The sequence below is a fragment of the Sandaracinus amylolyticus genome (genome assembly GCF_000737325.1).
GTDB lineage: Bacteria > Myxococcota_A > Polyangia > Polyangiales > Sandaracinaceae > Sandaracinus > Sandaracinus amylolyticus.
The window spans coordinates 2,881,302-2,907,292 of record NZ_CP011125.1 but is presented as its reverse complement, the minus strand read 5'-3'; the positions used below and the strand labels follow the sequence as shown (position 1 = coordinate 2,907,292).

Sequence of the window (25,991 nt, the reverse complement as noted above, 5' to 3'; positions counted from 1 at the left end):
CGGCTCTCTCCCGCGCGCGTCGGAGGCGGCAGATCGCTCACGCCCACGCGACACGCTCACGCTCACGCCCACGCTCACGCGACACGCTCACGCTCACGCTCACGCGACACGCTCACGCTCACGCTCACGCTCACGCCCACGCTCACGCTCACGCTCACGCCCCCACGCCGACACGCTCACCCCGGCCCCGCCGCCCCCGCCCCCACCCGCGCCCGCACGCTCGCGAGCCACCCCGCGATCCTCCTCCGCGCCGCGATCCCCAGCCCAGCCACGAACATCCCCGACATCCCGACCGGCCCCCACGCGCTCGTCTCGAGCCACCCCAGCGCGACCGCCAACACCGCTGCGCCCAACACCGCGCTCGCCGCCAGCGCAGCCACGCCGCGCCTCGTCGTCGTCGCGCGCTGCGCGCTCGCGGCCACCCGATACGTCGCGAGCTCCACCATCCCCGCCTCGCCCTGCTCGGGCACCACGATCACGCCGCTCCGCGCCATCACGACGCCCAGCAGCCCGACCCACACGAGCAGCGCGCCGACGATCCCGAGCAGCCACCCGAGCGCGACGCCCGCGCCCGACGCGTACGCGATCGACACGCTCGGCGCGCGCCCTTCGCGCTCGACGAACAGCCCCTCGAGCACGATGCGCTCGCCGCCCTGCATCGCGATCCCGTGCACGAACGGCGCCTCGCCGACCGCCGGCTCGCGCGAGCGCACCGCGAGCTCGCTCGAGGGCGCGCTCCACCGCGCTCCGTCGGGCAGCAGCACCTCCCACCGCGTGCGCGCCGCGATCGCCTCGGGGCGCGCCAGCGGCAGCGCGAGGCGACCCAGCGCGCCGAGCCGCGCGATCGGCGTCGCGTAGACGATCTCCACCGGGAACGCGCCCTCCGCGCGCACCACGCCGATCATCAACACGTCGCCCGCGATCGCCGGCGTCTCGGCGCGGCCTCCGACCCGCGCCGACCACAGCTCGGATCCCGCGGGCAGCGCGACGCGCAGGAACTGCTCGCGCTCGTTGCGCACCATCCACGTCGCGACCGTCACCGCGAGCCCGTCGCTCGTGACCAGCGTGCGGTAGGTCGCGTCGTCGATCGCGGCCTCGCGCAGCTCGGCGCGGCGATGACGCGCGACGCGCAGCGCGAGGCGCGGCGCCGGCGACGCGTGGGCCCATCGATACGCGAGCAGCACCGGGCTCTCGCTGCGCACCACGAGCTCCTCGGGCAGCTCCGAGACCTCGACCGGCGAGAGCCCCTCGGCGCGCGCGGGCTCGACCTCGACCGCGGCGGTCGCCTCGATCGCGACGCGGCCCTGCTCGACGTCGGCGCCCTCGACGTGCGCCATCGGCGCGTCGAGCTCGGTCTCGCCCGCGGCGACGATGCGCTCCCAGCGCAGCTCGACGTGCACGTCGCCCTCCATCTCCTGGGTGAACGAGAGCCGCACCCGCGAGCCCTCGAGGCGGTGCTCGCGCAGCGAGGGCGCGACGACGTCGAGCAGGCTCGCCCCCTCGGGCAGCGCGACGACGAGCTCGGAGAGGCTGCCCGACTTCACGCGCACGTCGATCGCGGCCCACGCGGTCGTCGACGCGTCGCCGAGCGAGACCAGCGCGTCGAGGCGCGCGTCGAAGCGCGCGGCCTCGCGGGGGCGCGTCGCGGTGGTGGCGCGCAGCGCGGGCGGGGCGTCGGACCACCGGAACACGTGCGCGATCGTCGCGTCGATGCGGGCGCGGATCGCGGCGGGGAGCTGGTTCTCGCCGACCCGCACGAGGCCCTCCTCGGAGGCGGGCTCGAGCACGAGGTCGCGCGTCGCGAGCAGCGCCGCGAGCCCGCGCTGGCGCCGCACGCCGCGCGCCTCGAGCAGCGGCACCTCGAAGGGCCCGGCGCGACCGAGCAGCACCTCGTAGTCGATCTCGAGCGCGACGACGTCCTGCGCCAGCGTCGGTCCGAACGCGCGATCGAGGAACACGGTGAGCACGCGCTCGCGCTCGCCGGCGACGCGGAAGTCGGCGACCTCGGCGGCGTCGGCGCGCACCGCGTCGACCTCGACGCCGTGGGGCACGCGCAGCTCGAGGCGCGACGCGCTGCCGCGCGCGAGCTGGTACTCGACGTGCGCGGTCGCGCGCAGCAGGCCCTCCTCGGCGCGCACCACGTGCACCAGCGTCGCGGCGGCGCGCAGCTCGGGCGCGCCTTCCGCGGTCTCGGGCAGCGCCTCGGGCCAGGCGAGCTGCACCTCGCTGCGCATCGGCACGTGGAAGCTGACGAGCGTGCTCGCGCCGCGTCGAGTGCGATGGACCGCGACGGCGGGCTCGACGCGCACGTCCTTGTCGCCCGGGATCGCGAGCTCGAAGCGCGAGACCGGCACCTCGGGGATCGGCACGCGCGCGCCGGGCAGGCCGCGCTCCGAGGTGATGGGCACCTCGAACGTCGCGTGCAGCACGTGGCGCCCGCGGCCGCGCACCAGCGCGGCGAGGCGGCCGTCGTCGGTGGTGCGGATGGGCGCGGCGGTGCGATCGACCTCGAGCACCGCGAGCGCGACGTCGCGCGGGAAGAGCGGCACCAGCACGGCCTCGTCATGCGCGAGCTCGACGTCGAGCTCGGCCTCGAAGCGCACCGCGCCAGAGGCGAGCTCGCCGCGATAGAGCGCGCGGCTCGGCGCGGGGGTCGTCGTGGCCTCGAGGGTGCGCCACGCGAGCAGCGCGCCGCTGCCGCCGGGGACGATGGCTTCGAGCACACCGTCTTCGAAGTGCGGGTTGATCGCGGGGACGAAGCTGGCCGACGCGGCATCGGCGGGGAGCACGGCGCTCACCTGCACCGAGGGCGCGAGCGGGAGCGGGATGCCGATCGACGCGCCGTCATCGGCGCGGGCGCCGGGCACGTCGTAGACGAGCTCGAGCGAGTGCGACCCGGCGGTCTCGACGATCCACACCAGGCCGTCGCGGGTGGGCGCGAGATCGATCGGCGCGCCGTTCGCGCTGGCCTCGCGCAGCACGACGCCGGGTGGGAGCACGAGCGCCTCGGCGCCGGCCTCGCGGGCGCGGATCGCGACGCTCGCGCGCACCGTCGCGACGAGCTCGTCGTCGACGGAGATCATCACGCGGGTGACGCCGATGGACGCGCGGGGCGCGGTGGGCGCCGCGGACGCGAGCTGCTGCCACGTCGCGAGCGGCACGCGCACGGTGCCTTCCTGCGCGAGCGCCGTGCCGTGGTGGAAGAGCGACGACGAGAGGACGGACGCCGACAGCGCGGCGGCCGCGACGAAGCGGGCCAGCGACATGAGGACCTCGTGTTCGAAAGGGCTACAGCGCGTCGGGGACGACGACGTGGCGGCGCGACGCGTAGCGGAGCGACGCGGCGAGGAGCTCGGAGGGCGATGCGAGCGCGACGTCGACGCGATCGAGCAGCGCGCGCTCGGCGAGCAGCGCGGGCGCGAGCCCGGCGTGCGCGGTGGTAGCGTCGTCGAGGCGCGCGCGGGCCTGCGCGGCGCGGTCGCGCGCGGCAGCGTGGTCGCCGCGCTCGAGGTGATCGGCGACCTCGTCGAGCGCGCGCGCGATCTCGGTCGCGACGAGGCGCGCGAGGACGCGCAGCTCGGCGGGGCCGCGCTCGGGACGGCCGCGGGCGATCGAGAGCGCGCCGGTCGCGCGCCCGTTGCGGAGGCGGACGAGATCCTTGAACCGCACGTCCGCCTCGAGGAGCGGGCCCGGGCCGGAGACGAGGAGATCGAGGAGCACCGCGTGCGACGCGCCGGCGTGGAACGCGGGGACGTAGATCACGACGCCCTCGCCGGCGTCGTCGCGGTCGGCGGTGATGCCGAGGCTCGACGCGAGCTCGCGATCGACGGTGCGCTCGGACTCGCGGGCGCGCGCGGTGTGCTCGGCGTCGAGCGGTCGCGAGCCGACGACGTCGACGAGCTGCACGCCCTCGGCGAGGCGCAGCTCGATGCGCACCGCGCGCGCGACGACGCGCGAGGCGATCTCGAGCTCGTCGCGCACCGCGCGCTCGGCGTCGTCGGCGAGCGCGCGACGGCGGCCGTGCCCGGCGAGCGCGATGCGATCGAGCGCGGCGAGCGACGCGGCGTCGTCGATGGCGATGGCCGTGGTCGAGATGCCCGCGAGCGCGCCGGCGTGCACGACGGACTCGCTCTCGGCGTCGAGCGCGGCATCGGGGGTGAGGAGCAGGACGAGACCCGCGCCCTCGCCTCCGCCCGCGGCGCGCATCGCGGCGCCGAGCGCGTCGGCGAGCGAGACGTCGGGCTCGTCGGCGGTGAGCACGCCGAGAGCACGCAGCGCGACCTCGACCTCGCCGTGGCGCAGCGCGCCCAGCGCGACGAGCTCGCCGCCGCCCTCGCCCGCAGCGTGCAGCGCGACCCGATCGCGGGCGCCGCGCGCGGCGCCGAGCGCGCCGAGGAGCGCGCGGACGCGACGCTCCGCGTCCTCGTCGAGCCCGCGGCGCGCGTCGAGCACCACCGCGACGTTCATGGGATCGCGGCGCCCGGCGGGGCGCTCGATGCCGCGCAGCGCGACCTCGACGCGGACGCGTCGCTCGCCTTCGGTCGCGCGCACGTCGGCGTGGACCCCGAGCGCGAGCGCGGCGTCGCGGGGCGCGGCGAGCGCGGGCGTGGTGGGCGCGGCGAGCTCGGCGAGCGCGAGCGCGTCGGGGCGCGACGCGACGCGCGCGTGGAGGACCCGCAGCGCGGGATCGCCGGGCACGTACGTGTTCTCCCACCAGCCGGCGCGCGGCTGCGTCGGCACGTCGACCCGATCGAGCGAGGCGAGCCAATCGTCGTCGCGCGTCGTCGTGGTGGCCGTGAGGAGGTCCTGCGCGTCGTCGGCGACGAGCCCGGCGATCGGCGGCTGACCGACGACGACCGCGCTGGCGCGCGGTGCGCGCGTCACGACGGTCTGCTCTCGCGGCGCTGCGAGCGCGTCGCCCCCGCACGTCCCGCTGAAGTACCCGAGCGCTCGGAGCTGCGCGCAGGTCTCGGCGTCGATCGTCGCGGCCGCGCCGCGCGCCTCGTCGAGCATCGTGGCGAACCGTCCGTCGACGTCGCGATCGTTCCACGCCCGTTCGGTCTCGTCCCCGCCTTCGTCGAGCGGGCCACGAAGCGCCTCACCCTCTCCGCCGAGGTCGCCGTCGCTCACGATCCCGTCGTCGGCCTCGGGCAGCGCGGCGACCGTCGTGTCGGCGTGGGTCACGAGCTCCACGCGCGCGGTGCGCACGGTCAGGAGCGCGACCGCCGCCGCACCGAGCGCGCTCGCGCCGAGGGCCAGCCCTGCGCGCTTCGGGGTCGCGAGCCAGCGCAGCAGCGCGAACGGCGCCTGCACGAGCGCGATCAGCGCCGCGACGAGCGCCGCGATCGCGAGGCGCCCCGCGGGGAGCGGCGCATTCGCGCGATCGATGGTGGCGCGCACCAGCGCGGGCGGCGCGCTGCGCTCGGGCATCGCCGCGAGCGCGGCGTCGATCTCCACGAGCGAGGCCGCGATCGCGCGGCACGCGTCACACGTCGCGAGGTGCGCGGCGAGGTCGCCCTCGGCGAGCGGCTCGCCGTCGGCGATGCGGTCGCGCACGTCGTCGCACGGGAGGCTCATCGTGCGCCCTCCTCTCTCTCTTCGCGCAGCGCTCGGCGGGCGCGCGCTTCGGCGAGCGCGAGGCGCGCGCGGCGCACCCGCGTCTTCACGGTGTCGACCGGCACGCCGAGCGCTTCGGCGGCGTCGCGCAGCTCGAGCCCGTGCACGGTGCACAGGAGGAGCGCCTCGCGCTGCTCGAGCGGCAGGCGCGCGATCTGCGCCTCGACCCACGCGGTCGTCTCGCGCATCACGAGCGCGCCCTCGGGGCTCGGCGCGTGATCGGCGGTGGCGTCGCCCGCGTCGTCGCGCAGCGACACCACGGCGCGCACCTTCTGCTTGCGGAAGTGGCTGCGCACCGCGTTGACCGCGATCGCGAAGATCCACGGGCCGAGCGGGCCGCGCGGGAGCCCGTCGGTGCCCTCGGCGCCGCGGAGCGCGCCGTGCACGCGCAGGAAGACCTCTTGGAAGAGATCGTCGCGCTCCGGCGCGGCGACGCCGGAGCGCGCGAGGTAGCCGTGGATCGGCGCCTGCCAGGTCTCGATCAGCTCCGCGAACGCCGCGGGGTCGCCGCCGCGATGTCGCTCGAGGAGCGCCCGCTCGTGCGGGGATGGAGCAGAGAGCGCGACCACGCGCGCGCCCTGCTCGCCCTCGTCCAGGACTGCGTCCGTCCTCGCCAAAGCCCCCCGCATCGTCGCTCTCCCGGGTAGAACGCGCGACGCGAACCGGCGGGTTCACGATTTTTCGATCACGAGGCGCGGGCGTACGAGGCCGTGCTGGCCGGCAGCGCCTTCGACTGCTGCCAGGTGTCGACGGCCTGCTTCGCGGCGTCGAGGTTGCCGGGGATCTCGAGGAAGCCGCCGCGCACCGCGAGCGACAGGCGCACCTCGCCCGCCTCGAGCGTGAGCTTCTTCTTCGCGAAGAGCCCGCTCACCTTGAGCTGCTGCACCTGGCTCCACGCGACGCTCTTGACCTCTTCCATGCGGTCGCCGGTGACCCAGCCGCGCTTGTGTCGCACCAGGACCGCGCGCTGGTTGGTGACGAGCACGAGATAGTGGCTCGCGAGCATCGGGATGCCCATCGACCACCACGGCACGTCCAGGCCGCTGGCGCGCGCCACGAGGCGCTCACCGGGCGCGAGCAGCGCCTTCGAGAGGGTGTCGACGTAGAGATCGCTGAAGAAGATCGCCATGGGATGTCCGTCCTCGTTCGTGCGGGCGACGACGTGCCGCCCTCGTTGCGCGACGAAGTACCGGGCCCGTGCGATCGCCCCTCCCTCAAAGACGATCAAACGCGATCAAAGAACGGAAGTACGCTCGGCGCGCATGGAGGAGAGCGCTCCCACCTTCCCGGTCTGCACGTTCAAGCGCGTGTTCGACACCGAGCCGCTGTCGGAGGTGCTCACGCTGTCGGAGCTCGCGGCGTGCTTCCGGCGCTTCGAGCTCAAGCCGCAGCTGCACCAGAAGATCGCGCGCGAGATGGCGCGCATCGATCGCGCGCTCGATCAGGCCCTCGCGGGCGAGCCCGCGGTGGGCGAGCGGCTCGTCGCGATCCTCGAGGCGGGCGCGAAGGCGCGCGCCGGAGGCCACGACCCGATGCCCGCGATGCGCGCGCGCGCCGAGGAGATGCGCTTCCACGCGCGCGCATCGGCGAAGCGCGATCTGCGCCTGTGGTCGCCCGCGGTGTACCGCGAGGGATGGAAGGAGCGCGGCAGCGAGGGCGTGACGCACGTGTCCTGTCTGGTGCTCGACTACGACAAGGGCGTGCGCATCCCCGACGCGATCGCGCTCTGGCAGGACTGGTTCCACCTCGTGCACACGACGTGGTCGCACACGCCGGAGCACCCGAAGTTCCGCGTGATCCTGCCGCTCGCAGTGCCGGTGCCGGCGGCGAAGTGGGAGTCGGTCTGGGCGTGGGCGGAGCGCCAGGCGGCGGGCGAGATCGATCCGTCGATGAAGGGCGTCGCCGCGACGTACGCGCTGCCCGCGGTGCCGCACGTCGAGCACCCGCGCGAGGCGCTCACGCGTGCCGCGCCGCTGCTCGATCCGCGCGAGCTCGGCGTCGACGTCGGCGAGGTGCTGCGCCTTCCGGTCCGCCACGCGGCGATCTCTCCGATGCTCGGCGATCCCGAGAAGGAGTACGTCACGCACGAGACGACCGAGACGGTCTACGTCTACGACGATCCGACCGACGACGCGGCGTGGTACGGCGACGCGCAGCCCGCGCACGCGCACGAGGTCGAGCCGCCGCCCGCGTGGCTGCCCGAGCCGACGCCGCCCGAGCCGGCGAAGCGCGAGCGCAAGCCGCGCAAGAAGCGGAAGCGCGACACGGTGTGCGTTGACTTCGACGGCGTCCTGCACAGCTACACGTCGGGCTGGAAGGGCGGGACGGTGATCCCCGATCCGCCGGTGCCGGGCGCGATCGAGTGGCTCGCGAAGCTCTACGAGTCGTTCGAGATCGCGATCCTCTCGACGCGCACGCGCGAGCCGGGCGCGACCGACGCGATGCGCGAGTGGCTGCGCGCGCACGGGCTCGCGCCGGAGATCGTCGATCGCGTCTCGATCCCGCGCAGCAAGCCGCCGGCACGCGTCTACATCGACGATCGCGGCTGGCGCTTCGAGGGCACGTTCCCGAAGATCGAAGACATCGAGCGCTTCGAGCCGTGGAACAAGCGCACGCGCTGAGCGAGCCACGCGAGCGCGATCACGAGCAACCCCAGCGGCATCGCGCGCGGGCCGCGCCCGGCGGCCGAGCACGAGCAGCCCGGAGGCGCGTCCGCGCCGGCGCCGGCATCCGCGCCGATGCCCGCGTCGGGCCGGGGGTGCGCCGCGAGCAGCCGCTCGAGCGCCGCGCCCGGATCGACGACGCCGAAGCCGTAGATCGGATCGTGCCCGTTCTCGTCGGGCGTCGCGTAGGGCGCGCGGCGCGCGGTCGCGATGAGCGCGTCGTGCACCTCCTGCGCGCTCGCTTCCGGCGCCGCCGCGAAGAGGAGCGCGGCGACCCCCGAGACCACTGGCGCCGCCGCCGAAGTGCCGCCGAAGAGCGCGGTGTAGTCGCTCTCGTCGTTCCCGTCGGCGCCGGTCACGTCGGTCGTGACGGTGCCCGTCGGCGCGCTGAGATCGACGCTCGCGCCGCGGTTGGTGAACGACGTCGCCTCGTCACGGCTGCGCAGCGCGCCGACGGTGATCACGCCGCGCACCGCGGTGAGCTCCTCGTCGCCGAGCTCGCGATCGTCGTTGCCCGCGGCGAACACGACGAGCGCGCCGCGCCCGCCGCGCCCTTCGGTGAACGCGGCTTCCACGACCTCGGCGAGCGGCGCGGGCACCGGGATGCGCTCGACGAAGCCCCAGCTGTTCGACACGACGCTGTCGCCGCGATCGATCGCGAGCTGGAACGCCTCGACGTCCGCGGAGAGCGGGATCTCGCTCTCGTCCGGCGCGAGCAGGCGCACGCAGCGCAGCGAGCACTCGGGGCACGCGCCCGCGATCCCGATCCCGTCGTCGCCGCGCGCGCCCGCGATCCCTGCGCACGCGGTGCCGTGCTCGTTGCCCTGCGCGAGCGGCACGTGCGAGGGATCGTCGTCGCCGTCGAGCACGTCGCGACCGGGCAGGAGCTGCGGCGCGAGATCGGGGTGCGCGAGATCGCACCCGTTGTCGACGATCGTGATGGTGACGCTCGGATCGCCGGTCTCGATGCGCCACGCGCGCTCGATGTCGATGCGCCCGAGGTACCACTGCGCGCCGTAGCGCGGATCGTCGGGCGGCACGTCGATCGCGGCGACGCGACGGCGCAGATGCAGATCGGGCACCGCGTAGCGCAGCTCGCGACCGACGTGCGGGCCGAGGCGCGACGCGAGCGCGATCCCGTCCTCGTCGCGGCGCGAGCGCACGAGCGCGACGCCGCGTCGCTCGCTCAGCACGCGCACCACGTCGACGGCGAGCGCATCGAGCGACGAGAGCGCGCCCGCGACGATCGCCTCGGCGGAGGCACGCGCGACGAACGAGCGGCCCTCGGTGGTGACCGTCACCCTGCCATCGCCGCGCGGATGGGCGACCAGCACGCGCTCGCCGTCACGCCACGCGCGCGGCGCGCCGCCGTCGACCGCGGGATCGGGCGCGAGCTGCGCCGACGCGACGGGTGCGCCCGCGAAGCACGCGAGCGCGAGGACGAGCCGGACGATCGTGCGCATGCGCGGAGAATACCTCACGTTGACTTTGAGAACCGTTCTCGACAATCTGAGCCCGAGACGGAGCTCGAAGACGTGATGAAGTCGATCCAGATGTGCTCGTTCTTGCTCTCGATCCTGGCGCTCGCGGCCGGATGCGGTGACGACGACGGCGGACCCACTCCAGCGGACGACGACGGGGGCGTCGAGGACGCGGGCTCGGACGCCGGCGGACCGGCGCCCCAGTGCACCGCGCACGACGTGCGCTGCCAGGAGGCCTCGATCACCGAGCTGCGCCTCTTCGAGCCCCCGGCGACCGCGGGTCTGATCACCGAAGAAGGCACGACCGCGGGCGAGTTCACGACCCACGTCGACGCGACCGCGATGCCCGTGGGCGGCACCTCGCCGACGACCTCGTACGTCTACGCGCGCTTCACCGACGACGGGCTCGAGCAGGTCGACGTCGGCGACGAGGACGCGCTCCTCTCGACCGACTGGGACATCGCGTTCCGCCGCTACGTCATCCGCCTCAACAGCGGCATCTCGGGCCCGTCGTGCGTCACCGGCGCGCGACTTCCGCCGACCGCCGAGGGCGAGCCGCCGGCGTTCGAGAGCGTCACCGAGGTGCCCGCGGAGCTCGAGCTCTTCGAGGAGGAGTACTTCACCGAGGCGAGCCCTGGTGAGTGCACGCTCGTGAGCGACGGAAGCGGCCTTCCCGGCGCGCCCGACACGATCCTCGCGGGCTACTGGCGGTACTCTCCGACGATGTGCCTGCAGATGACGGGCAACGTCTACGTGCTGCAGCTGCGCGGAGGACGTCACGTGAAGCTCGAGGTCATCTCGTACTACTCGCCGGAGAACCAGGAAGCGTGCAACGCGGGCGGCAGCCCGACGTCGCCGACCGGCTCGGCGAACATGCGCGTGCGCTGGGCCTTCCTGGATTGATCATGCGCCTCCACGCGGTCGCGCTCGCGGTGATCGTCGCGTCGTGCGCTCCACCGATCGCGGGGAGCGCCGAGATCGCGCTGCGCCCCGACGACGTGCGCGCGACCGCGCCCCGCTTCGACGAGGGCGACGAGGTCGAGCGCTTCGACTCGCCGGGCGGCGCGTTCGCGATCCACTTCACGCGCGCGGGCACGCACACGGTGCCGCTCGCCGACGCAGACGCCGACGGCGTGCCCGACTTCGTGCAGGAGGTCGCGGCGACGTACGACGAGGCGCTCGCGTTCTACGTCTCGCTCGGGCTGCGCGCGCCGCTCGGCGACGAGGGCGTGCCCGAGGGCGACGGCGGCGACGGGCGCCTCGACGTGTACCTCGTGAACTTCGGCGGTGGCTCGACCGGCGCGTTCCGCCGCGACGTGTGCACGACGACGTGCATCGGGCACGTCGTGCAGGAGAACGACTTCGCGGGCTACGGGTTCGCGAGCCGCCGCAGCGCGGTCCGCATCCTCGCGAGCCACGAGCTCTTCCACGCGGTGCAGGCGGCGTACGACGCCGATCAGTCGGCGGTGCTCGGCGAAGGCAGCGCGGTGTGGGCGAGCGAGGCGTTCGATCCGACCCTCGAGGATCTCGAGGCGTTCTCCGACTCGTACCTCGGTGCGACCGATCGCTCGATCGAGCAGTCCGCGACCGGGCCCGTCGATCCGTACACGTACGGCGCGGGCGTGTTCTTCGAGTTCCTCGCGGAGCGCTACGGGCCCGAGCTGGTCGTGGGCGTGGTGCGCGACGTGGAGGACGGCGCGCGCGGGGTCGCGGATCCGCGGTGGATCGACGTGCTCTCGAGCGCGCTCGAGCGCGATCACGCGACGACGTTCGAGGCGGCGTGGCTCGACCACGCGCGATGGAACCTGCGCACCGGGCGCCGCGCCGATCCCGAGGCGAGCTACGAGCGCGGCGCGATGCTCGCGGAGCTCGCGATCGAGGCGCTCCCGGTGCCGTACGCCGACACGCGGGTGCGCATGCTGCGCGGCTCGTCGCGCTCGTATCGCGTGACGCTCGGATCGCGCGCGCGGGTCGGCGTCGACCTGCTCGAGCCGATGGGTCGCGAGGGCGCGACCGAGGGCTTGTTCGTGCTCGTCACGCCCGAGACCGATGGCGTGATCGGCGCGACGCGCACCGCACCCGCGAGCGAAGGCCCGCACTGGATCGACGCATCGGAGGGCGAGAGCGCGATCGTGACGATCGTGCGCGCGCTCGACGAGGACGACGGCGCGGGGCGCGCGCCCGCGATGTGCATCGGCAGCGAGGTCGAGCTCGCGGGGTGCCGCGACGTGATGACGATGGTCGATGCGGGCACGCCGGTCGACGACGCCGGCATGGTCACGGACGCGGGGATCGCGCCCCCGACGTCGAGCTCGGGATGCGACTGCACCGTCGCGCGCGGAGGCTCGTCGCGCGGGTGGCTCCTCGCGCTCGTGCTCGTCGCCGCGCTGCGCCGGCGCGTCTAGCCGATCGGGCGCACCAGCGTCGCGAGGTGCGGCTCGAGCTTCGTCGCGAGCTCGCGCACGATCTGCGCGGGATCGGGCGACTCGAGCGTCGGCAGGCGCACCTGCGGCACGCGCGCCAGCTCCTTGCCGAGCGCCGCGCTCAGGCGATCGCCCGCGCGCTTGCGCACCTGGAACTCGTGCTCGACCTGCGACATCGCCTCGGCGAGCGGAGGCCATCCCGGCGCCTCGGCGCGCAGCGCGGCGATCCACTCGGGCTCGCGCTCGTCGCTGCGGTTGAGCAGCAGCGCGGTGGGCTCGTGGTTCAGGCGCGCGAGCCGCTTGCCGAGGAACGACACGTCCGCCTGCGCCGAGCCCGTCGGCGCCGACACGAGCAAGTAGCGCGTGCGCTCGCCGAGCAGCATGCGCTCGCTCATCCGCGCGAAGCGCGCGAAGCGATCCTTGATCAGCGCGAGGTCCGCGAAGAGCTGCGCGAGATCCTTCAGCACGCGCGGGTTCAGGATGCGCCCGAACATCGCCTCGACGCGCTTCTCCATCGACGCGAAGAGCCCGGGGCCGCGATCGTTCTCCTCGGGCGAGCGCTGCGCCACGTTCGACGCGAGGTTCCCCAGCCACGCGACGGCGCGCCCCTCGAACAGCACCGCGAGCCGCCCCGGGTACGACACGAAGTCGAGCGCGTTCCGCGACGGCGCGGTGTCGATCACCAGGTAGTCGTAGTCGCCCTCGTCGACCGCCTTCGCGACGAGGATGAGCGACACGATCTCGTGCATGCCCGCCGCGGCGTCCGCCATCGTCAGGTACACCGGGTTCTTCATCACGCGCGCGAGATCGTCGGGGCGCCCTTCGTAGAGCACCTTCGCGAACGTCGGCGTCGAGCGACGCGGCTCGGGCATGAGCGCGAAGAGCTTGCCCTCGACCGCCGGCTCGACGTGCGCGGGCTGGATCTCCTCCGTGACCTCCACGCCCATCGCGTGCGCGAGGCGGCGCGCGGGATCGACGGTCACGATCAGCGTCTTCTTGCCGGTGCGCGCGAGCGCGACCGCGAGCGCCGCCGACGACGTGGTCTTCCCGACGCCGCCGCCGCCCGCGCAGACGATCGTCACCGGAACCTTGGTGGCCATCAGGCCGCGCCCTCGGACGTCAGCCACGCGGCGACGTCGGTCGCGCTCGGATCCTCCATCTGCTCGCGGAGGATCAGCGGGCGCGTGTGCAGGCTCGTCTTCACCGCGCTGCCGAGGATCTCGAGCGCCTCGCGCTGTGCCTCGCGACGCGCGTCGAGCATGCGCAGGAGCTGCTGCGCCGCGGGCGCGCTCTCGCCGCCGCGCGCCGCGATCGCGCGCGCCGAGTCCCACGCCTCCGCGGGCAGATCGCGCGGGAAGCGGTTCACCACGAGGCGCGCGGGCGGAAGGCCCACCTCGACCTCGAGCGCGCGGCAGAGCTCGATCGTCTCCGAGAGCACGAGCCGCTCCGGCAGCGTCACCACCACGACCGAGCAGCGCGACGGCGAGACCAGCCGATCGATCAAGCGCTGCGCGAGATCGTGGATCGGCCCCGACGCGAACATGTCGCGCATCTGCACGGGCAGGCGCAGCCACGCGAGCCCGTGCCCGGTCGCCGGCATGTCGACGACGACGCGCGCGCCCGGGTGCTCCTCCGCGTAGATGCGCACGACCTCGAGCATCGCGAGCTCGCGCATCGCGGGCGCGGCGCGCAGCATCGGGCGCACCGCGAAGTTGCCGATGAAGAGGCGCGCGAGGATCGTCGAGCCGAGGATGTTCGCGACCGCGCGCTCCATCGCGTCGCGCGGATCCACGACACGATGCGCGACCTTGCTGCGCGGACCGAGCACGCGCTTGCCGCTCTCGCCGTCGCCGAACTCGATCAGCACCGCGCGCCCTTCGCGCGCCGCCGCCGCTTCGGCGATGCCCGCTGCGAGCGTCGTCTTGCCGACTCCACCCTTGCCGGTGACGAGCACGACGGCCCCGAGGGGCGGGAGCGCGCCGCGAGGCGAGAGCGTGTCCGAGGGAGCCGAGGCCATGCGGGCGAGCTGGCTCGGAGTCGTAGCAGAATTGCGGTGACCGTCGAAAGTGCCGTCTTCTGCTCACGGGTGCGCGGCGCGCGGCTCGTGGTGCCGCACCAGGCGCTGCGCGGTCGCGATCAGCTCGTCGGGCTCGACCGGCTTCGCGAGGTACGCCTGGAACCCCGACGACAGCACGCGCAGTCGATCGGTCGCGCGCGCGTGCGCCGTGAGCGCGATCGCGGGCGTCGCGCCGCCCTGCGCGACCGGCAGCGCGCGCACGCGCGCGAGCAGCTCGTAGCCGTCGGCCTCCGGCATCGCGAGATCGGACACGAGCAAGCTCGGCCGGAACGCCTTCACGATCGGCAGCGCGGCCGCAGCCGACCCCGCGGTGCGGACCTCCGCGCCCGCGACGCTGAGCAGCTCGCGCAGCATCTCGAGGCTGTCCGCCTCGTCGTCGACGACGAGCACGCGCGCGCCGCGCAGCGGGCTGTCGTTCGCCGGGCGCGACGCCCGCGCGTCGCTCAGCGCGGGCGTGTCGCGCGCGGGCAGCTCGGCCACCGCGGCCTCGAGCGGCGGGAACCAACACGTGAAGCGCGAGCCCTTCCCCGGCCCCTCGCTGTGCGCCGCGATCGATCCGCCGTGCAGCTCGACGAGGTGACGCACGATCGCGAGGCCGAGCCCGAGCCCCGCGTGCTTGCGCGTCATGCCGCCGTCCTGCTGGCGGAACCGATCGAACACGTGCGGCAGGAACTCCGGCGCGATCCCCTGGCCCGTGTCCTCCACCTCGATCGCGAGCTGTCCCGCGCGCTGCTCCACCGACACGCGGATGCGCCCCGCGATCGGCGTGAACTTCACGGCGTTCGACAGCAGGTTGACGACGATCTGCTTGAGCCGCTCGGGATCGCCCGCGACGAGATCGGGCCCGGGATCGAAGCGCCGCTCGATGCGGATCTGCTTCTCCGCCGCGGTCGGCCCGACGGTGTCGATCGCGCTCTGCGCCACCGCGCCGAGCGACACGCGACGCCGCTCGAGCCGCAGCTTGCCCGAGATCATGCGCGAGACGTCGAGCAGATCCTCGATGAGCTTCGCCTGCGAGCGCGCGTTGCGCTCGATGATCGCGATCGCGCGCGCGGTCTTCGTCGCGTCGAGCGCGCCCGAGCGCAGCATCGTGAGCCAGCCGAGCATCGCGTTGAGCGGCGTGCGCAGCTCGTGCGAGACCGTCGCGAGGAACTCGTCCTTCGCGCGGTTCGCCGCCTCCGCCTCGGCGCGCGCCTTCTTCTCCGACTCGAGCAGCCGCTGCAGCTCGCTCTCCGCGTGCATGCGCGCCGTGACGTCGGTGAACATCGCGAGCGCGCCGACGACGCGGCCGCGCGCGTCGGGGATCGGCGCGGTCGACACGTGCGCCCAGATCTCGCGGCCGTCGGTGCGCCGCAGCCGCAGCTCGAACGCCGTGCGATCGCCCGCGAGGATCGCGCCGAAGCGCCGCACGTTCTCGCCGCGGTCCTCGAGGAAGACGAACTCGCGCGCGTTGCGACCGATCAGCTCGGGCAGCGGCACGCCGAGCATCTCCGACATGCTCGCGTTGGCGAACGTCACGCGGCCGCGCGCGTCGAGCGTCCAGATGCCCTCGGTGGCCGTCTCGAGGATCCGTCGGTGCGCCTCCTCGCGCTCCTTGAGCTCCGCGGCGTGGCGATCGGAGCGCCCGCGCGCCACGACGATCGCCTCGTTGAGCGCCGAGATCGCGACGCCGGTGCCGACGAAGATCCCGAGCTCGAGCCGATCGCGCGGCGCGTCGATCCACAGCGAGTGCGTGGGGTGCAGCCACAGGAAGTCGGCGCACAGCGCGCTCCACGCCGTCGCGACGAGCCCCGGCCCGATCCCGCCGTACCAGCCCGCCAGCATCACCGCGACGGTGAACGGCAGCAGCGGCGCGTTCACGCCGAGCAGCGGATCGAAGAGCAAGCGCGCCGCGACGACGATCCCGACGACGACCATCGCGACGCCGTATCGGAGCAGCGGCGACCTCGACGGCAGGACCGCGGTGTGCCGCGGGATGGCGCTCGCGCTGCGCACAGCTTCTCTCGGTCGACGTAGACGCCGCGGGGTCACCTTCGAGCCCCCCTTCCGAGCAGGTCCGGCCCGAGGCATTTCTCCTCATGAAATCCAAGCGACGGTGCGCAATGCTGCGCGGCGATGACTCGCTGGATCGTCGCGCTCGCGATCGTGCTCTCGACGTGCTCCGTGCTCGCTCCATCGCGCGTGCACGCGCAGGCCTACGACGACTCGTACCAGACGTGGCTCTCCGTCGCGGTGCAGGGGAACGTCACGCCCGACTGGACCCTCTACATCGATCTGAACTGGCGCTTCTGGGACGACTTCGGGCCCTACCAGCAGCTCTATCGCCCCGCGGTCGCGTATCGCGTCGCGCCGGGCATGCACGTCTGGCTCGGCTACGGGTGGACTCCGTCGTGGAGCCGCGACGAGGTGCTCACCGACGAGCATCGCATCTGGGAGCAATGGACGTGGGATCTGCAGGGCCTCGAGGGAGGGCTGAAGATCTTCTTCCGCTCGCGCCTCGAGCAGCGCTTCCGCCCCGAGATCTCGTCGGACGTGGGCATCCGCTTCCGTCAGTTCGCGCGCGTGCTCGTGCCGTTCGCGCGCGACTTCCCGGTGCACCTGTCGCTCTGGGACGAGGTGTTCATCGGCTTGAACGACGCAGGGCTCTCGGCGGGCGGGCTCTGGCAGCGGCTCGGCTTCGATCAGAACCGGCTCTTCGTCGGTGTCGGCTGGAACGTGGTGCCCGGCCAGCTGCGGCTCGAGGCGGGCTACATGAACCACTGGATCGTGCGGCCGACGCAGGACGAGGTGCACCACGTCGCGATGCTGAACGGCTTCGTGACGATCCAGTGATCGACCGACCGTGTGCTCGAGACGACACGAGGAGCCGGGCGCGAGCGCCGGCTCCTCGTCGGTCGTGCCGGGGTCAGGTCGCGGTCGGCTCGGTCGGGGCCGGCTCTTCGGGCTCGTCCGGCTCGTCCTCGTCCTCGGGGCGCGAGCCGGCGACCAGGCGCGCGAGCGCGCCGAGCGACGGCGCCGTGATCGCGGCGCCGTCCTGCTGCGCGTCGTGCAGCGGCCACCAGATCGCGCGCATGATCGCCAGCACGATGCCGTCCTGACGATCGAGCGCGCGCTGATCCGTGCGCTGCGGCGGGGTGAGGTCGGCGCCCGCGCGGTCGAGGCGCTCGGTCTCGTCGGCGATGCTCGTGAGCTCCGCGACGAAGGCCTCGTCGTAGCCGTAGCGCTCGAGCACCAGCGCGAGCGACGGATCCGCCCGGAGCTCGCCGAGGATGCGCGCGACGGTGCGCACGCTCGCCGCCGCCACCGCGGGCGTCGGCGCCTTGCTCGCGGCGCGCGCGAGCTCCGCGCGCACCTTCGAGCCGTGCGGGAGCACGTGGCGGTTGAGCGTCAGCACCACGCTGCGGCGCACCCGCAGCGCGCGCGAGGTCGCGGCCTTGAGCTGCTCGCGCCGCCCGGTGATCTCGCTCGCCACGTCGCGGCGCTGCTGCTCGAACGCGACGTTCACGCGCTGCAGCTCGCGCGTCTCGCGCACCAGCAACGGCAGCAGCTCGATCGCGAGCCCGGCGGGAGGCTTGCCGAGCGCGCGCACCGCGAACATCGCGCCCGCCGCGAACCCCGGCGCGACCGCGAGGATCTGCTCGGTGCGGAACCCCGCGCCGAGCGCGATCAGCCCCTCGTTGGACTGCGCGCGGATCAGCGACTCCTTGATCAGCGCGAGGTCCTCGTCGCGCACCGGAGGCAGGTGCGGATCGAGCTCCTCGAGCGACCAAGCGCGGCTCGTGTCGAGGGAGGTGGAGCCCGCCGCGGGGCGGCGAGGTGACGGTGTCTTCTTGGTGTGGTTCTTCTTGGCGGTCGCCATGCGGCGGACAGTAGGAGGGCCGAGATCGCGGTGTAAATCGTCCGCCGTCGAGCGTCCGCGCGCGAGGACGTAGTCGGGCGAGCCTGCGTCGCGACGCGGGAAGCGCTGCCTCGCGACGAGGTGGAGCGCTCTCGCGACGGGAATTCCGGTCTCGCGACGGGAATTCTCGTCTCGCGACGGGAATTCTCGTCTCGCGACGGGAATTCGGGTCTCGCGACGAGAATTCTGGTCTCGCGACGAGAATTTCGGTCTCGCGACGAGGTGGACCCGTCTCGTGACGAGAATTCTCGTCGCGAGACGCGCTGCGAGGTCTCGCGACGAGGTCGAACGGTCTCGCGACGGCTCCAGCGCTCTCGCGACGCGCTGCGAGGTCTCGTGACGCGCTGCGCGGTCTCGCGACGCGCCGCGAGGTCTCGTGACGCGCTGCGAGGCTTCGCGACGCGCAGGATCGGGTCAGCTCGTCGCGGACGCTTCCGCGTCCTCGCCGGGCCCTTCGCGCGTGAGCGTGAACGTGATCTCCGCGCCGCCGCGGCGCGACTCGCCGATCTCCAGCGTGCCGCCGTGCTCGCTCACGATGCGATCGACGATCGACAGGCCGAGCCCGGTGCCGCGCGCCTTCGTCGTGTAGTACGGCTCGAGCACGCGCGCGCGCTCTTCGAGCGGGATGCCCGGGCCGTCGTCGCTCACCGTGACGCGCACGCCGCCGTCGCTCGTCGGCGCGACCTCGACCTCGACGTGCCCTTGGTCGCCGCGCTTGCTCTGCGCCGCGTCGAGCGCGTTCTGCACGAGGTTCACCAGCACCTGCGTGAGCTGATCGCGATCCGCGCGCACGCGCGGCGCGTCGTCCGCGAGCGTCATCTTGATCGGCAGGCGCGGCGACGTGTCGGTGATCGTCGCGTCGCCGCCCGGCGCGTGGAGCTGCACGACCTGGGCGACGACCTCGCGCACGTCGAGCGCCGTCGGCTGCGGGCGCGGCAGGCGCGCGAAGCGCGAGAACTCGGTGACGATGCGCTCGAGGCGCTCGACCTCCTCGAGCACGGTGCGCGTCGACTCGTCGAAGATCTCGTCGAAGTCCGGATGCTGGCGCTGCTTGGTCCGCCGCATCGTCTCGATCGACATGCGGATCGGCGTGAGCGGGTTCTTGATCTCGTGCGCGATGCGTCGCGCGATGTCGCGCCACGCCGCGACGCGCTCGGCGCGCTTGGCGCGGCTCTGCGCGCTGCGCAGCTCCTCGGCCATGCGGTTGAACGCGGAGAACGTCGCGCCCGCGCTGCCCGACGCGCGATCGATCTTCACGTCGAGCTCGCCGCGCCCGATGCGCTGCGCCGCCTTCTCGAGCTCGCCGAGCGGACGCGTGAGGCGCCCGCCGATGAGCAAGCCGAGCAGCAGCGCGAGCACGACCGTCGCGAGCGCGAGCACCTGGACGTTGAGCTCGAGCGAGGCCTGCTCGCGATGGCCGACGGTCGCAGGCGGGATCGTCACCGCGACGACGAGCGCGTCGCGCCCCGAGGCGTCGCGGAACGTGCGCACGATGCGGCGATCCGCGCCCTCGGGCGGCGGCGCGTCGGGCGCGAGCAGCGAGATCTCTGCCGCGTCGCGGGTCGATGCACGGAGCAGGAACGCGCTCGCGTGGAACGCCCCGAGCACGTCGTGATCACCGCAGCGCCACGCGCGACCGAGGTACTCGCGACCGCGCGCGCCGGGCAGCTCGATGCGCGTCCAGTCGGCGCGCATCGCGGTGCGCGCGGCATCGGACAGCGCGAGCAACGGGCGCGCGCCCGCGCCCGCCCACGCGGGCGAGTCCAGCACGAACGCGACCTGCAGCGACGGCGCGCCGGTGGGCGCGTCGACGCGCGCCGCACGCAAGAGCCCCTCGGCGGCGGCGGCTTGATCACGGCACGCGATCTCGAGCGCGTGCGCGAGCTCGCCGAGCTCGTCGTCGACGTACGCGCGCGCCTCGTTCGCGATCGCGTCCGCGCGCTCCTCGCGCGCTTCGCGCGCGATCGCCTCGTTGGCCTCGCGGGTCCAGTCGACCACCAGCGCGAAGGGGACGAACGCGACGACCGCGAGCAGCAGCGCGAGCCCGAGGCGGAGCCTCACGGCGCGCTCCTCGTGCGCGCGACGGACGCGCCACGATCTCGGCGCTGATCGCCGGCCTCGGCCTGCGCGCGGTCCTCACGTGGATCCACCACGCTCCGGTCCGTGCTCGGCCTCGTCCGGCGCTGAGCACCGATCTCGCGGCGCGCACTCGCGGAGACGGTGGAGCGGCGCATCACGGCGCGAGCACCTGCTCGGGCGCCGGCGCGTCACCGCCGCCGAACTGCTCCATCAGGAACGCGCTGGGATCGAGCACGCCCGCCTCGCGCGCCACCTCGCTCGGCGCGGTGCCCTCGAGGAACACCTCGTCGATCGCGTCCTGCTGCCCTTCGTACGCGAGCTGTCCGCTGCGCGGATCGATGCGCACCGTGACGACGCCGGAGGGCACCGGGAAGTCGATCACCGGCCTGCCCTCCTCGGCGACCCGCATCACCTCCATCCAGATCGGCAGCGCCGCGCGCGCCCCGCTCTCGCGACGACCGAGCGAGCGATGATCGTCGTAGCCGACCCACACGACCGCGACGAGATCGGCGCTGTACCCCGCGAACCACGCGTCGCGCGCCTCGTTGCTCGTGCCGGTCTTGCCCGCGATGGGACGGCGCAGTCGCTGCGCGGCCTGCGCGGTGCCGCTCTGCACGACGCTCGTGAGCATGCTCGTCACGACGTACGCCTCGGCCTGCGTGAGCACGTCGCGCGGCGGCTCGGTCTCGGGCAGCGGCACGTCACGACCGTCCGGCCCGACGATCCGCGTCACGACGCGCGGCGCGGCCCAGCGCCCGCCCGCCGCGAACGTCGCGTACGCGTTCGCGAGCTCGATGGGGCGCACCTCGCTCGCACCGAGCGCGAGCGCGAGCGAAGGATCGAGCTCCGACGTGACCCCGAGGTGCTGCGCGAACGAGACGACCTCGGCCGGCGTGAGGTCCTCGATGAGCCGCACCGCGACCTGGTTCACCGAATTCGCGAGCGCGTCGCGCAGGCGCATCTCGCCCGCGAAGCTCCACGTCTCGAAGTTCTGCGGCATCCACTGGTCGTACACGCCGGGCGCGTCGATCACGATCGACGCGGGCGTGTAGCGGCGCGAGCGGATCCCGAGCGCGTACACGAACGGCTTGAACGTCGAGCCGGGCTGGCGCTGCGCGAGGCGCGCGCGATCGAACCCGCTCTCCGCCTCGTAGCCCCCGACGAGCGCGAGCACCTCGCGCGAGCGCGGGTCGATCAGCACCACCGCGCCCTGCGGACCGAGCTCGAGCCGCGCCCTCGCGCGCGCGCCCTCGACGCCTTCTTCCGCGAGCGCGACGATCGACGCGCGCAGCCGCGCGCCCTCGTCGACGAAGCGCGAGGGCGGGAGCTCCTCGGGGTTCCATCGCGCCAGATCGGCGATGCGCGCGGTCGCCGGATGGCCCGCGACCTCGAGCGCGATGGTGCCGGTCTCGTCGTCGCGGCTCGTGACCACTGCGTCGTAGGTGCCGCCGACGCGCAGCTCGGGCGCGCGATCGATCTCGGGCATGCGCTCGCCGCGACGCACCCGCGCGCGGCGGATCGGCGGGCGCATGCCCGAGCGCTGATCGATCGCGCGCAGCCCGGTGCGCAGCGCCTCGCGCGTGGCGAGCTGCAGCTCGCGATCGACGCTCGTGTGCACGACGTAGCCGCCGCGCTGCGCGGCCTCTTCGCCGACGCGCTCGGTGAGCACGCGGCGCGCGACGTCCATGATCTCCGGCGCGCTCTGGCGCGACTCGGGCAGCGGCGCGAGCTCGACGTGCGCCTCGCGCGCGGCGCGGATGTCCTCGACGGTGAGATCGGGCCAGTACTCCTCGCGCTTGCGCTCGAGCTGATCGAGCACGAAGCGCTGGCGCCGCCGCGACGCCTCGGGGTGGGTGCGCGGCGAGAGGTGCGTCGGCGACTGCGGGATCCCCGCGAGGAGCGACGCCTCGGCGAGCGTGAGCTCCGAGACGTCCTTGCCGAAGTAGAACTGCGACGCTTCCTGCACGCCGTAGCGGCCGTGCCCGAAGTTGATGTGGTTGAGGTAGAGCCCGAGGATCTCGTCCTTGCTGAGCTCCTCCTCGACGTGGCGCGCGAGGATCAGCTCGCGGATCTTCCGCTCCCAGCTGCGCTCGGGCCCGAGCAGCAGGTTCTTCACGAGCTGCTGCGTGATCGTGGAGGTGCCGCGGAAGTTCCCGCCGTCGAGCACGCCGCGCACGACGGCGCGGAAGAGCCCGGCGTAGTCGAGCCCTTCGTGGCGGTAGAAGTCCGCGTCCTCCGCGGCGAGCACCGAGAGCACGAGCACGCGCGGCACGCGCTCGAGCGGCACGACGGTGCGTCGCTCGGTGAAGATCTCGCCGACGAGCGCGCCGTCGCGATCGACGACGCGCGTCACCTGCGGCTCCTGGAACGTGCGCAGCGACGCGACGTCGGGCAGGTCGCGCGAGTAGTACGCGATGACGCTCGCGAACCCGAGCACCGCGACGATCACGAGCACGAGCAGCGCGATCAGCCCGCGACCGATCCAGCGCCACACGCCGGGCCGTCCACGCCGCGCGCGCGAGTGCTCGCGCACGCTCGCGAGCGGCCGGCGCGTGCGGAGGCTCGGGCTCGTGCGATCGCGCGACGCTTTGGGGCTCGTCACGACATCACCCGATCAGCGAGGGCGCCGCGGCGAGGAGGTGCTTCAGGTCCGCCATTCGAGGCCGCGACGACGATGCCCCGGGGCGGCCGATCGAGCAACGTTTCCGGACGGTCCCGCGATTCCTCGGGCGCAGCGCGCCGCCCGATTGGCGAGGGACGTGCGATGCTCCGCGCGCATGGCCGGACGTCGCACGCCTCAGATCGCGCCCGAGTGCTCGAAGGAGCTACTCGCACAGGTCCGCCGTGCGTTGCGCGGGATCCCCCCTGATGGCGCAACCGGCGTGAAGACGGTCCTCAGCGTGTACAGACGGCCCAGCGGTTACCAAGCGCACGCGGTCGTGGGATGGCTCCCGCCGCGCGCGAAACGGGTCCGTGCTCGACACGAGAGCGCCACTGGCGACAGCGCCGACGCGGCGCTGCGCCGCGTGCTCGAGGCGCTCGCGATCCGAGCACAATGATGCCCGACACCCGCTCTCACCGCGGCGCCGCGCCGAAAGACGAGTCGCTCTTCGACGAGCACGCGCTGCCCGCGCTGCGCGACGCGGTGGTCGAGCTCTCGTGGCTGCTCACGCGCGGGTACTCCGACACCAGCGCGCTCGCGCTCGTCGGCAACCGCCACTCGCTCACCGCGCGCCAGCGCACCGCGGTGATGCGCTGCGCGTGCACCGACGCGCAGCGGGAGCAGCGGCGCGCGCGCGCGCTCCCGCTCGACGCGATCCGCGATCGCGACGTCGAGATCGACGGCTTCAACGCGCTGATCGTCGGCGAGAGCGCGCTCTCGGGCGGGCTGGTGCTGGTCGGCCGTGATCGCGCGCACCGGGACCTCGCGAGCGTGCACGGCACGTGGCGTCGCGTGTCGGAGACGTCGCAGGTGATCGTCGCGATCGGCGAAGCGCTCGCGCGCGCCGCGCCGCGCTCGATCCGCTGGCACCTCGATCGCCCGGTGGGCAACAGCGGGCGGCTGCGCGCGCTGCTCGCCGAGATCGCGGAGGCGCACGGCTGGTCGTGGGCGACCGATCTCGACGACGCGCCCGATCGCGTGCTCGCCGCGTCCTCGTCGATCATCGCGACCGGCGACGGCTGGATCCTCGATCGCGCGAGCGGGTGGATCGATCTGCCCGCCGCGGTGATCGCCGCGCATCCCGGCGCGTGGATCGTCGATCTCGCGCCCTAGACGCGCTCTTTCACGACGCGCTCGGCGTCGCGCACCGTCGCGAGCAGGAAGCGCGCGCGGATCTCGTCGCGCGCGGCTTCGTCGAGATCGCCGTGCCGCCCGCGCGACGCGACGTAGAGCGTGATCGCCGACGCGACGCTCACGTTGAGGCTCTCGACGAAGCCTTCCATCGGGATGCGATACACGCCGTCGACGCGCGCGCGCACCTCGGGCGAGGCGCCCTTGTGCTCGTTGCCGAACACGATCGCGACCTTGGGCTTCTTCGCGAGCTCCTCGGGCCCGATGTCGCCGTCCATCGCCGCGACGAACACCTCGTACCCGCGCGCGTGCAGGTGATCCATGCACGCGACCGGGCCCTCGTGGCGCACGAGATCGAGCCAGCGGTGCGTGCCGCGCGTCACGCGGTGCGACACCGCGAAGCGATGACGGCCCTCGACGACGTGCACCTCCTGGCACCCGAACGCGTCGGCCGAGCGCATCACGGCCGCGCCGTTGTGCGGGTCCGCGAGATCCTCGAGCACCGGCACCAGCGAGCGCGTGCGCCGCGACACCACGGCCTCGATGCGCGCCCAGCGCTGCGGCGTCACGAGCGGCGAGAGCACGCGCACGATCTCCGCGGCCGGCTTGGGCAGCGGAGCGAGCCCGGCGAGCTCGATCACCTCGGGAAGGTCGCGCTTCATCGCGCGCAAAAATGACGGGGCGCGCGCGCGCCGCAACCGTCATCCACGCGATTTGCGGCCGGCGTCGATCTCCGAGTACTGGAAGCTGTCGCTGATCTCCGTCGGATCGTCGGGGCCCTGCACCACCGAGATCGTGAGATCGGAGAGCGTGTGATCCGAGGGCTGCGGCGCGAGCGGGGCGCGCGCGTCCGGCAGCGAGCGGAACGGGCGATCCGAGGAGCGCTGCGGCTTGCCGCGCACCGAGCGGATCGCGGCGAGCATCTCGTCCGCAGTCTGGAAGCGACGCAGCGGATCGAACGAGAGCGCCTTCAGGATCACGTTCTCGAGCGCGTCGGGCAGGTGCGGACGCAGCGAGCGCGGCGGCGCCGGGCGCGTGTTGAGGATCTTCGCCATCAGCGCGTTGTAGTTGTCGGCGCGGAACGGCAGCGATCCCGTGAGGGCCTCGTAGAGCACGATGCCCATCGCCCAGATGTCGACGCGGTGATCGACGCCGCGCTCGCCGCGCGCCTGCTCGGGCGCGAGGTAGTACGGCGTGCCCACGACGACGCCGGTCTGCGTGAGCGAGAGCGTGTGATCGTTGAGCAGCGACTTCGAGACGCCGAAGTCGAGCAGCTTCGCGATCACGGTGTGCGCGCGCTCGTGCAGGAAGACGTTCTCTGGCTTGAGGTCGCGGTGGACGATCCCGCGCTCGTGCGCGGCCTCCAGGGCGCTCAGCACCTGCTCGGCGTGATCGAGCACCTCGTCGATCGGCAGCGCGCCCTCGTGACGGATGCGCGCGGCGAGCGTCGCGCCCTCGAGCAGCTCCATCACCTGGTACGGCGCGCCGTTCTCGAGCGTCCCGAGGTCGAACACCTCGACGATGTTCGGGTGACCGATCGACCCCGCGATGCGCGCCTCGCGCAGGAAGCGACGCTCGCTCTCGCCGCCCTTGGCGTACCCGCGCAGCAAGATCTTGATCGCGACCTGCTTGCCGATGCGCGTGTTCTCGGCGCGATAGACGACGCCCATGCCGCCACGCCCGAGCGGCTCGGCGATGAGGTACTTGCCCTCGAGCACCTGCCCGGTGAGCGAGCCCATCGAGCGCGTCGCCTCGGGATCCGCGTCGCTGGGATCCGAGTACGGATGGACGCTGTGGGCCCACTGGTACCCCGGGCCCGCGACCTTCGGCGGCGGCGCGGAGACGCGCTTGCGCTGCTCCGGGACCAGCTGCTTGCCGGTCACGGGACACGAGGTGGCCTGCGCCTCGTGCGGCATGCCGCAGTGCTTGCAGCGGATGAAGCGTTGCGCGCTCACGATCGC

General features: G+C 73.7%; 18 protein-coding genes. 5 read left to right on the top strand and 13 right to left on the bottom strand.

The features are described 5' to 3' along the window. Positions 1 to 176: 176 nt before the first annotated feature. Genes DB32_RS12145 through DB32_RS12130 form a run of 4 tightly spaced genes read right to left on the bottom strand, consistent with a single transcriptional unit; the run spans position 177 to position 6,745 of the window. Positions 177 to 3,266, bottom strand: coding sequence for a hypothetical protein (locus DB32_RS12145; RefSeq protein ID WP_053232592.1), 3,090 nt, complete (start codon positions 3,264 to 3,266; stop codon positions 177 to 179). A 22-nt stretch (positions 3,267 to 3,288) separates the two neighbouring features. Further along, positions 3,289 to 5,577, bottom strand: coding sequence for a hypothetical protein (locus DB32_RS12140; protein WP_053232591.1), 2,289 nt, complete (start codon positions 5,575 to 5,577; stop codon positions 3,289 to 3,291). Continuing rightward, positions 5,574 to 6,245, bottom strand: a complete 672-nt coding sequence (locus DB32_RS12135) for an RNA polymerase sigma factor (RefSeq protein WP_083457330.1) — start codon at positions 6,243 to 6,245, stop codon at positions 5,574 to 5,576. The genes DB32_RS12140 and DB32_RS12135 overlap by 4 nt, the downstream gene beginning before the upstream one ends. 56 nt (positions 6,246 to 6,301) lie before the next feature. Further along, positions 6,302 to 6,745 (bottom strand): hypothetical protein, encoded by a 444-nt coding sequence (locus DB32_RS12130; protein WP_053232589.1) that lies wholly within the window; start codon positions 6,743 to 6,745, stop codon positions 6,302 to 6,304. 133 nt (positions 6,746 to 6,878) lie between these two features. On the opposite strand from DB32_RS12130, the gene DB32_RS48140 reads away from it, so the two are divergent. Further along, positions 6,879 to 8,237: an HAD domain-containing protein gene (locus tag DB32_RS48140; protein WP_053232588.1), complete on the top strand. Its 1,359-nt coding sequence runs from the start codon at positions 6,879 to 6,881 to the stop codon at positions 8,235 to 8,237. Here DB32_RS48140 and DB32_RS12120 read toward each other — a convergent pair. Beyond that, the gene (locus tag DB32_RS12120) at positions 8,144 to 9,742 is read right to left on the bottom strand and encodes a S8 family serine peptidase (RefSeq protein WP_053232587.1); all 1,599 of its coding nucleotides are present in this window, start codon (positions 9,740 to 9,742) and stop codon (positions 8,144 to 8,146) included. The genes DB32_RS48140 and DB32_RS12120 overlap by 94 nt on opposite strands. A gap of 75 nt (positions 9,743 to 9,817) precedes the next feature. Here DB32_RS12120 and DB32_RS48135 point away from each other — a divergent pair, with 75 nt between their 5' ends. Beyond that, on the top strand, positions 9,818 to 10,663 hold the full coding sequence (locus DB32_RS48135; protein WP_053232586.1) for an HmuY family protein: 846 nt from the start codon (positions 9,818 to 9,820) through the stop codon (positions 10,661 to 10,663). A 2-nt stretch (positions 10,664 to 10,665) separates the two neighbouring features. Then, on the top strand, positions 10,666 to 12,165 hold the full coding sequence (locus DB32_RS12110) for an MXAN_6640 family putative metalloprotease (RefSeq protein ID WP_053232585.1): 1,500 nt from the start codon (positions 10,666 to 10,668) through the stop codon (positions 12,163 to 12,165). Here DB32_RS12110 and DB32_RS12105 read toward each other — a convergent pair. The 3 genes from DB32_RS12105 to DB32_RS12095 form a co-directional block, all read right to left on the bottom strand. After that, positions 12,162 to 13,283, bottom strand: a complete 1,122-nt coding sequence (locus DB32_RS12105) for an ArsA family ATPase (protein ID WP_053232584.1) — start codon at positions 13,281 to 13,283, stop codon at positions 12,162 to 12,164. The two genes, DB32_RS12110 and DB32_RS12105, sit on opposite strands and share 4 nt — an antisense overlap. After that, positions 13,283 to 14,200, bottom strand: coding sequence for an ArsA family ATPase (locus tag DB32_RS12100; RefSeq protein WP_053232583.1), 918 nt, complete (start codon positions 14,198 to 14,200; stop codon positions 13,283 to 13,285). The genes DB32_RS12105 and DB32_RS12100 overlap by 1 nt, the downstream gene beginning before the upstream one ends. A gap of 63 nt (positions 14,201 to 14,263) precedes the next feature. Beyond that, on the bottom strand, positions 14,264 to 16,255 hold the full coding sequence (locus DB32_RS12095) for an ATP-binding response regulator (RefSeq protein WP_053232582.1): 1,992 nt from the start codon (positions 16,253 to 16,255) through the stop codon (positions 14,264 to 14,266). Between the two features lie 120 nt (positions 16,256 to 16,375). Between DB32_RS12095 and DB32_RS12090 the strand changes: the two genes are divergently transcribed. Next, positions 16,376 to 17,092: a DUF2490 domain-containing protein gene (locus DB32_RS12090; protein WP_053232581.1), complete on the top strand. Its 717-nt coding sequence runs from the start codon at positions 16,376 to 16,378 to the stop codon at positions 17,090 to 17,092. Between the two features lie 73 nt (positions 17,093 to 17,165). Here the strand turns inward: DB32_RS12090 and DB32_RS12085 are convergent, their stop codons facing one another. From DB32_RS12085 to DB32_RS12070, 3 genes are all read right to left on the bottom strand, one after another. After that, positions 17,166 to 18,119, bottom strand: coding sequence for a hypothetical protein (locus tag DB32_RS12085; RefSeq protein ID WP_053232580.1), 954 nt, complete (start codon positions 18,117 to 18,119; stop codon positions 17,166 to 17,168). A 453-nt stretch (positions 18,120 to 18,572) separates the two neighbouring features. Beyond that, entirely contained in the window at positions 18,573 to 20,219 is a 1,647-nt protein-coding gene (locus tag DB32_RS12080) for a sensor histidine kinase (RefSeq protein WP_053232579.1), read from the bottom strand. A 172-nt stretch (positions 20,220 to 20,391) separates the two neighbouring features. Next, positions 20,392 to 22,839 carry a penicillin-binding protein 1A gene (locus DB32_RS12070; protein ID WP_053232577.1) on the bottom strand — a complete coding sequence of 816 codons (2,448 nt, stop codon included), beginning with the start codon at positions 22,837 to 22,839 and terminating at the stop codon, positions 20,392 to 20,394. A gap of 456 nt (positions 22,840 to 23,295) precedes the next feature. Here DB32_RS12070 and DB32_RS12065 point away from each other — a divergent pair, with 456 nt between their 5' ends. Then, the gene (locus DB32_RS12065) at positions 23,296 to 24,012 is read left to right on the top strand and encodes a DUF434 domain-containing protein (protein WP_053238778.1); all 717 of its coding nucleotides are present in this window, start codon (positions 23,296 to 23,298) and stop codon (positions 24,010 to 24,012) included. Here the strand turns inward: DB32_RS12065 and DB32_RS12060 are convergent. Together DB32_RS12060 and DB32_RS12055 are read right to left on the bottom strand one after the other, a co-directional pair. Continuing rightward, a complete protein-coding gene (locus DB32_RS12060) occupies positions 24,009 to 24,692 on the bottom strand; it encodes a TrmH family RNA methyltransferase (protein ID WP_053232576.1) in 684 nt (227 codons plus the stop codon). The two genes, DB32_RS12065 and DB32_RS12060, sit on opposite strands and share 4 nt — an antisense overlap. A 39-nt stretch (positions 24,693 to 24,731) precedes the next feature. Beyond that, positions 24,732 to 25,985, bottom strand: a complete 1,254-nt coding sequence (locus DB32_RS12055; protein ID WP_053232575.1) for a serine/threonine-protein kinase — start codon at positions 25,983 to 25,985, stop codon at positions 24,732 to 24,734. Between the last annotated feature and the right edge of the window lie 6 nt (positions 25,986 to 25,991).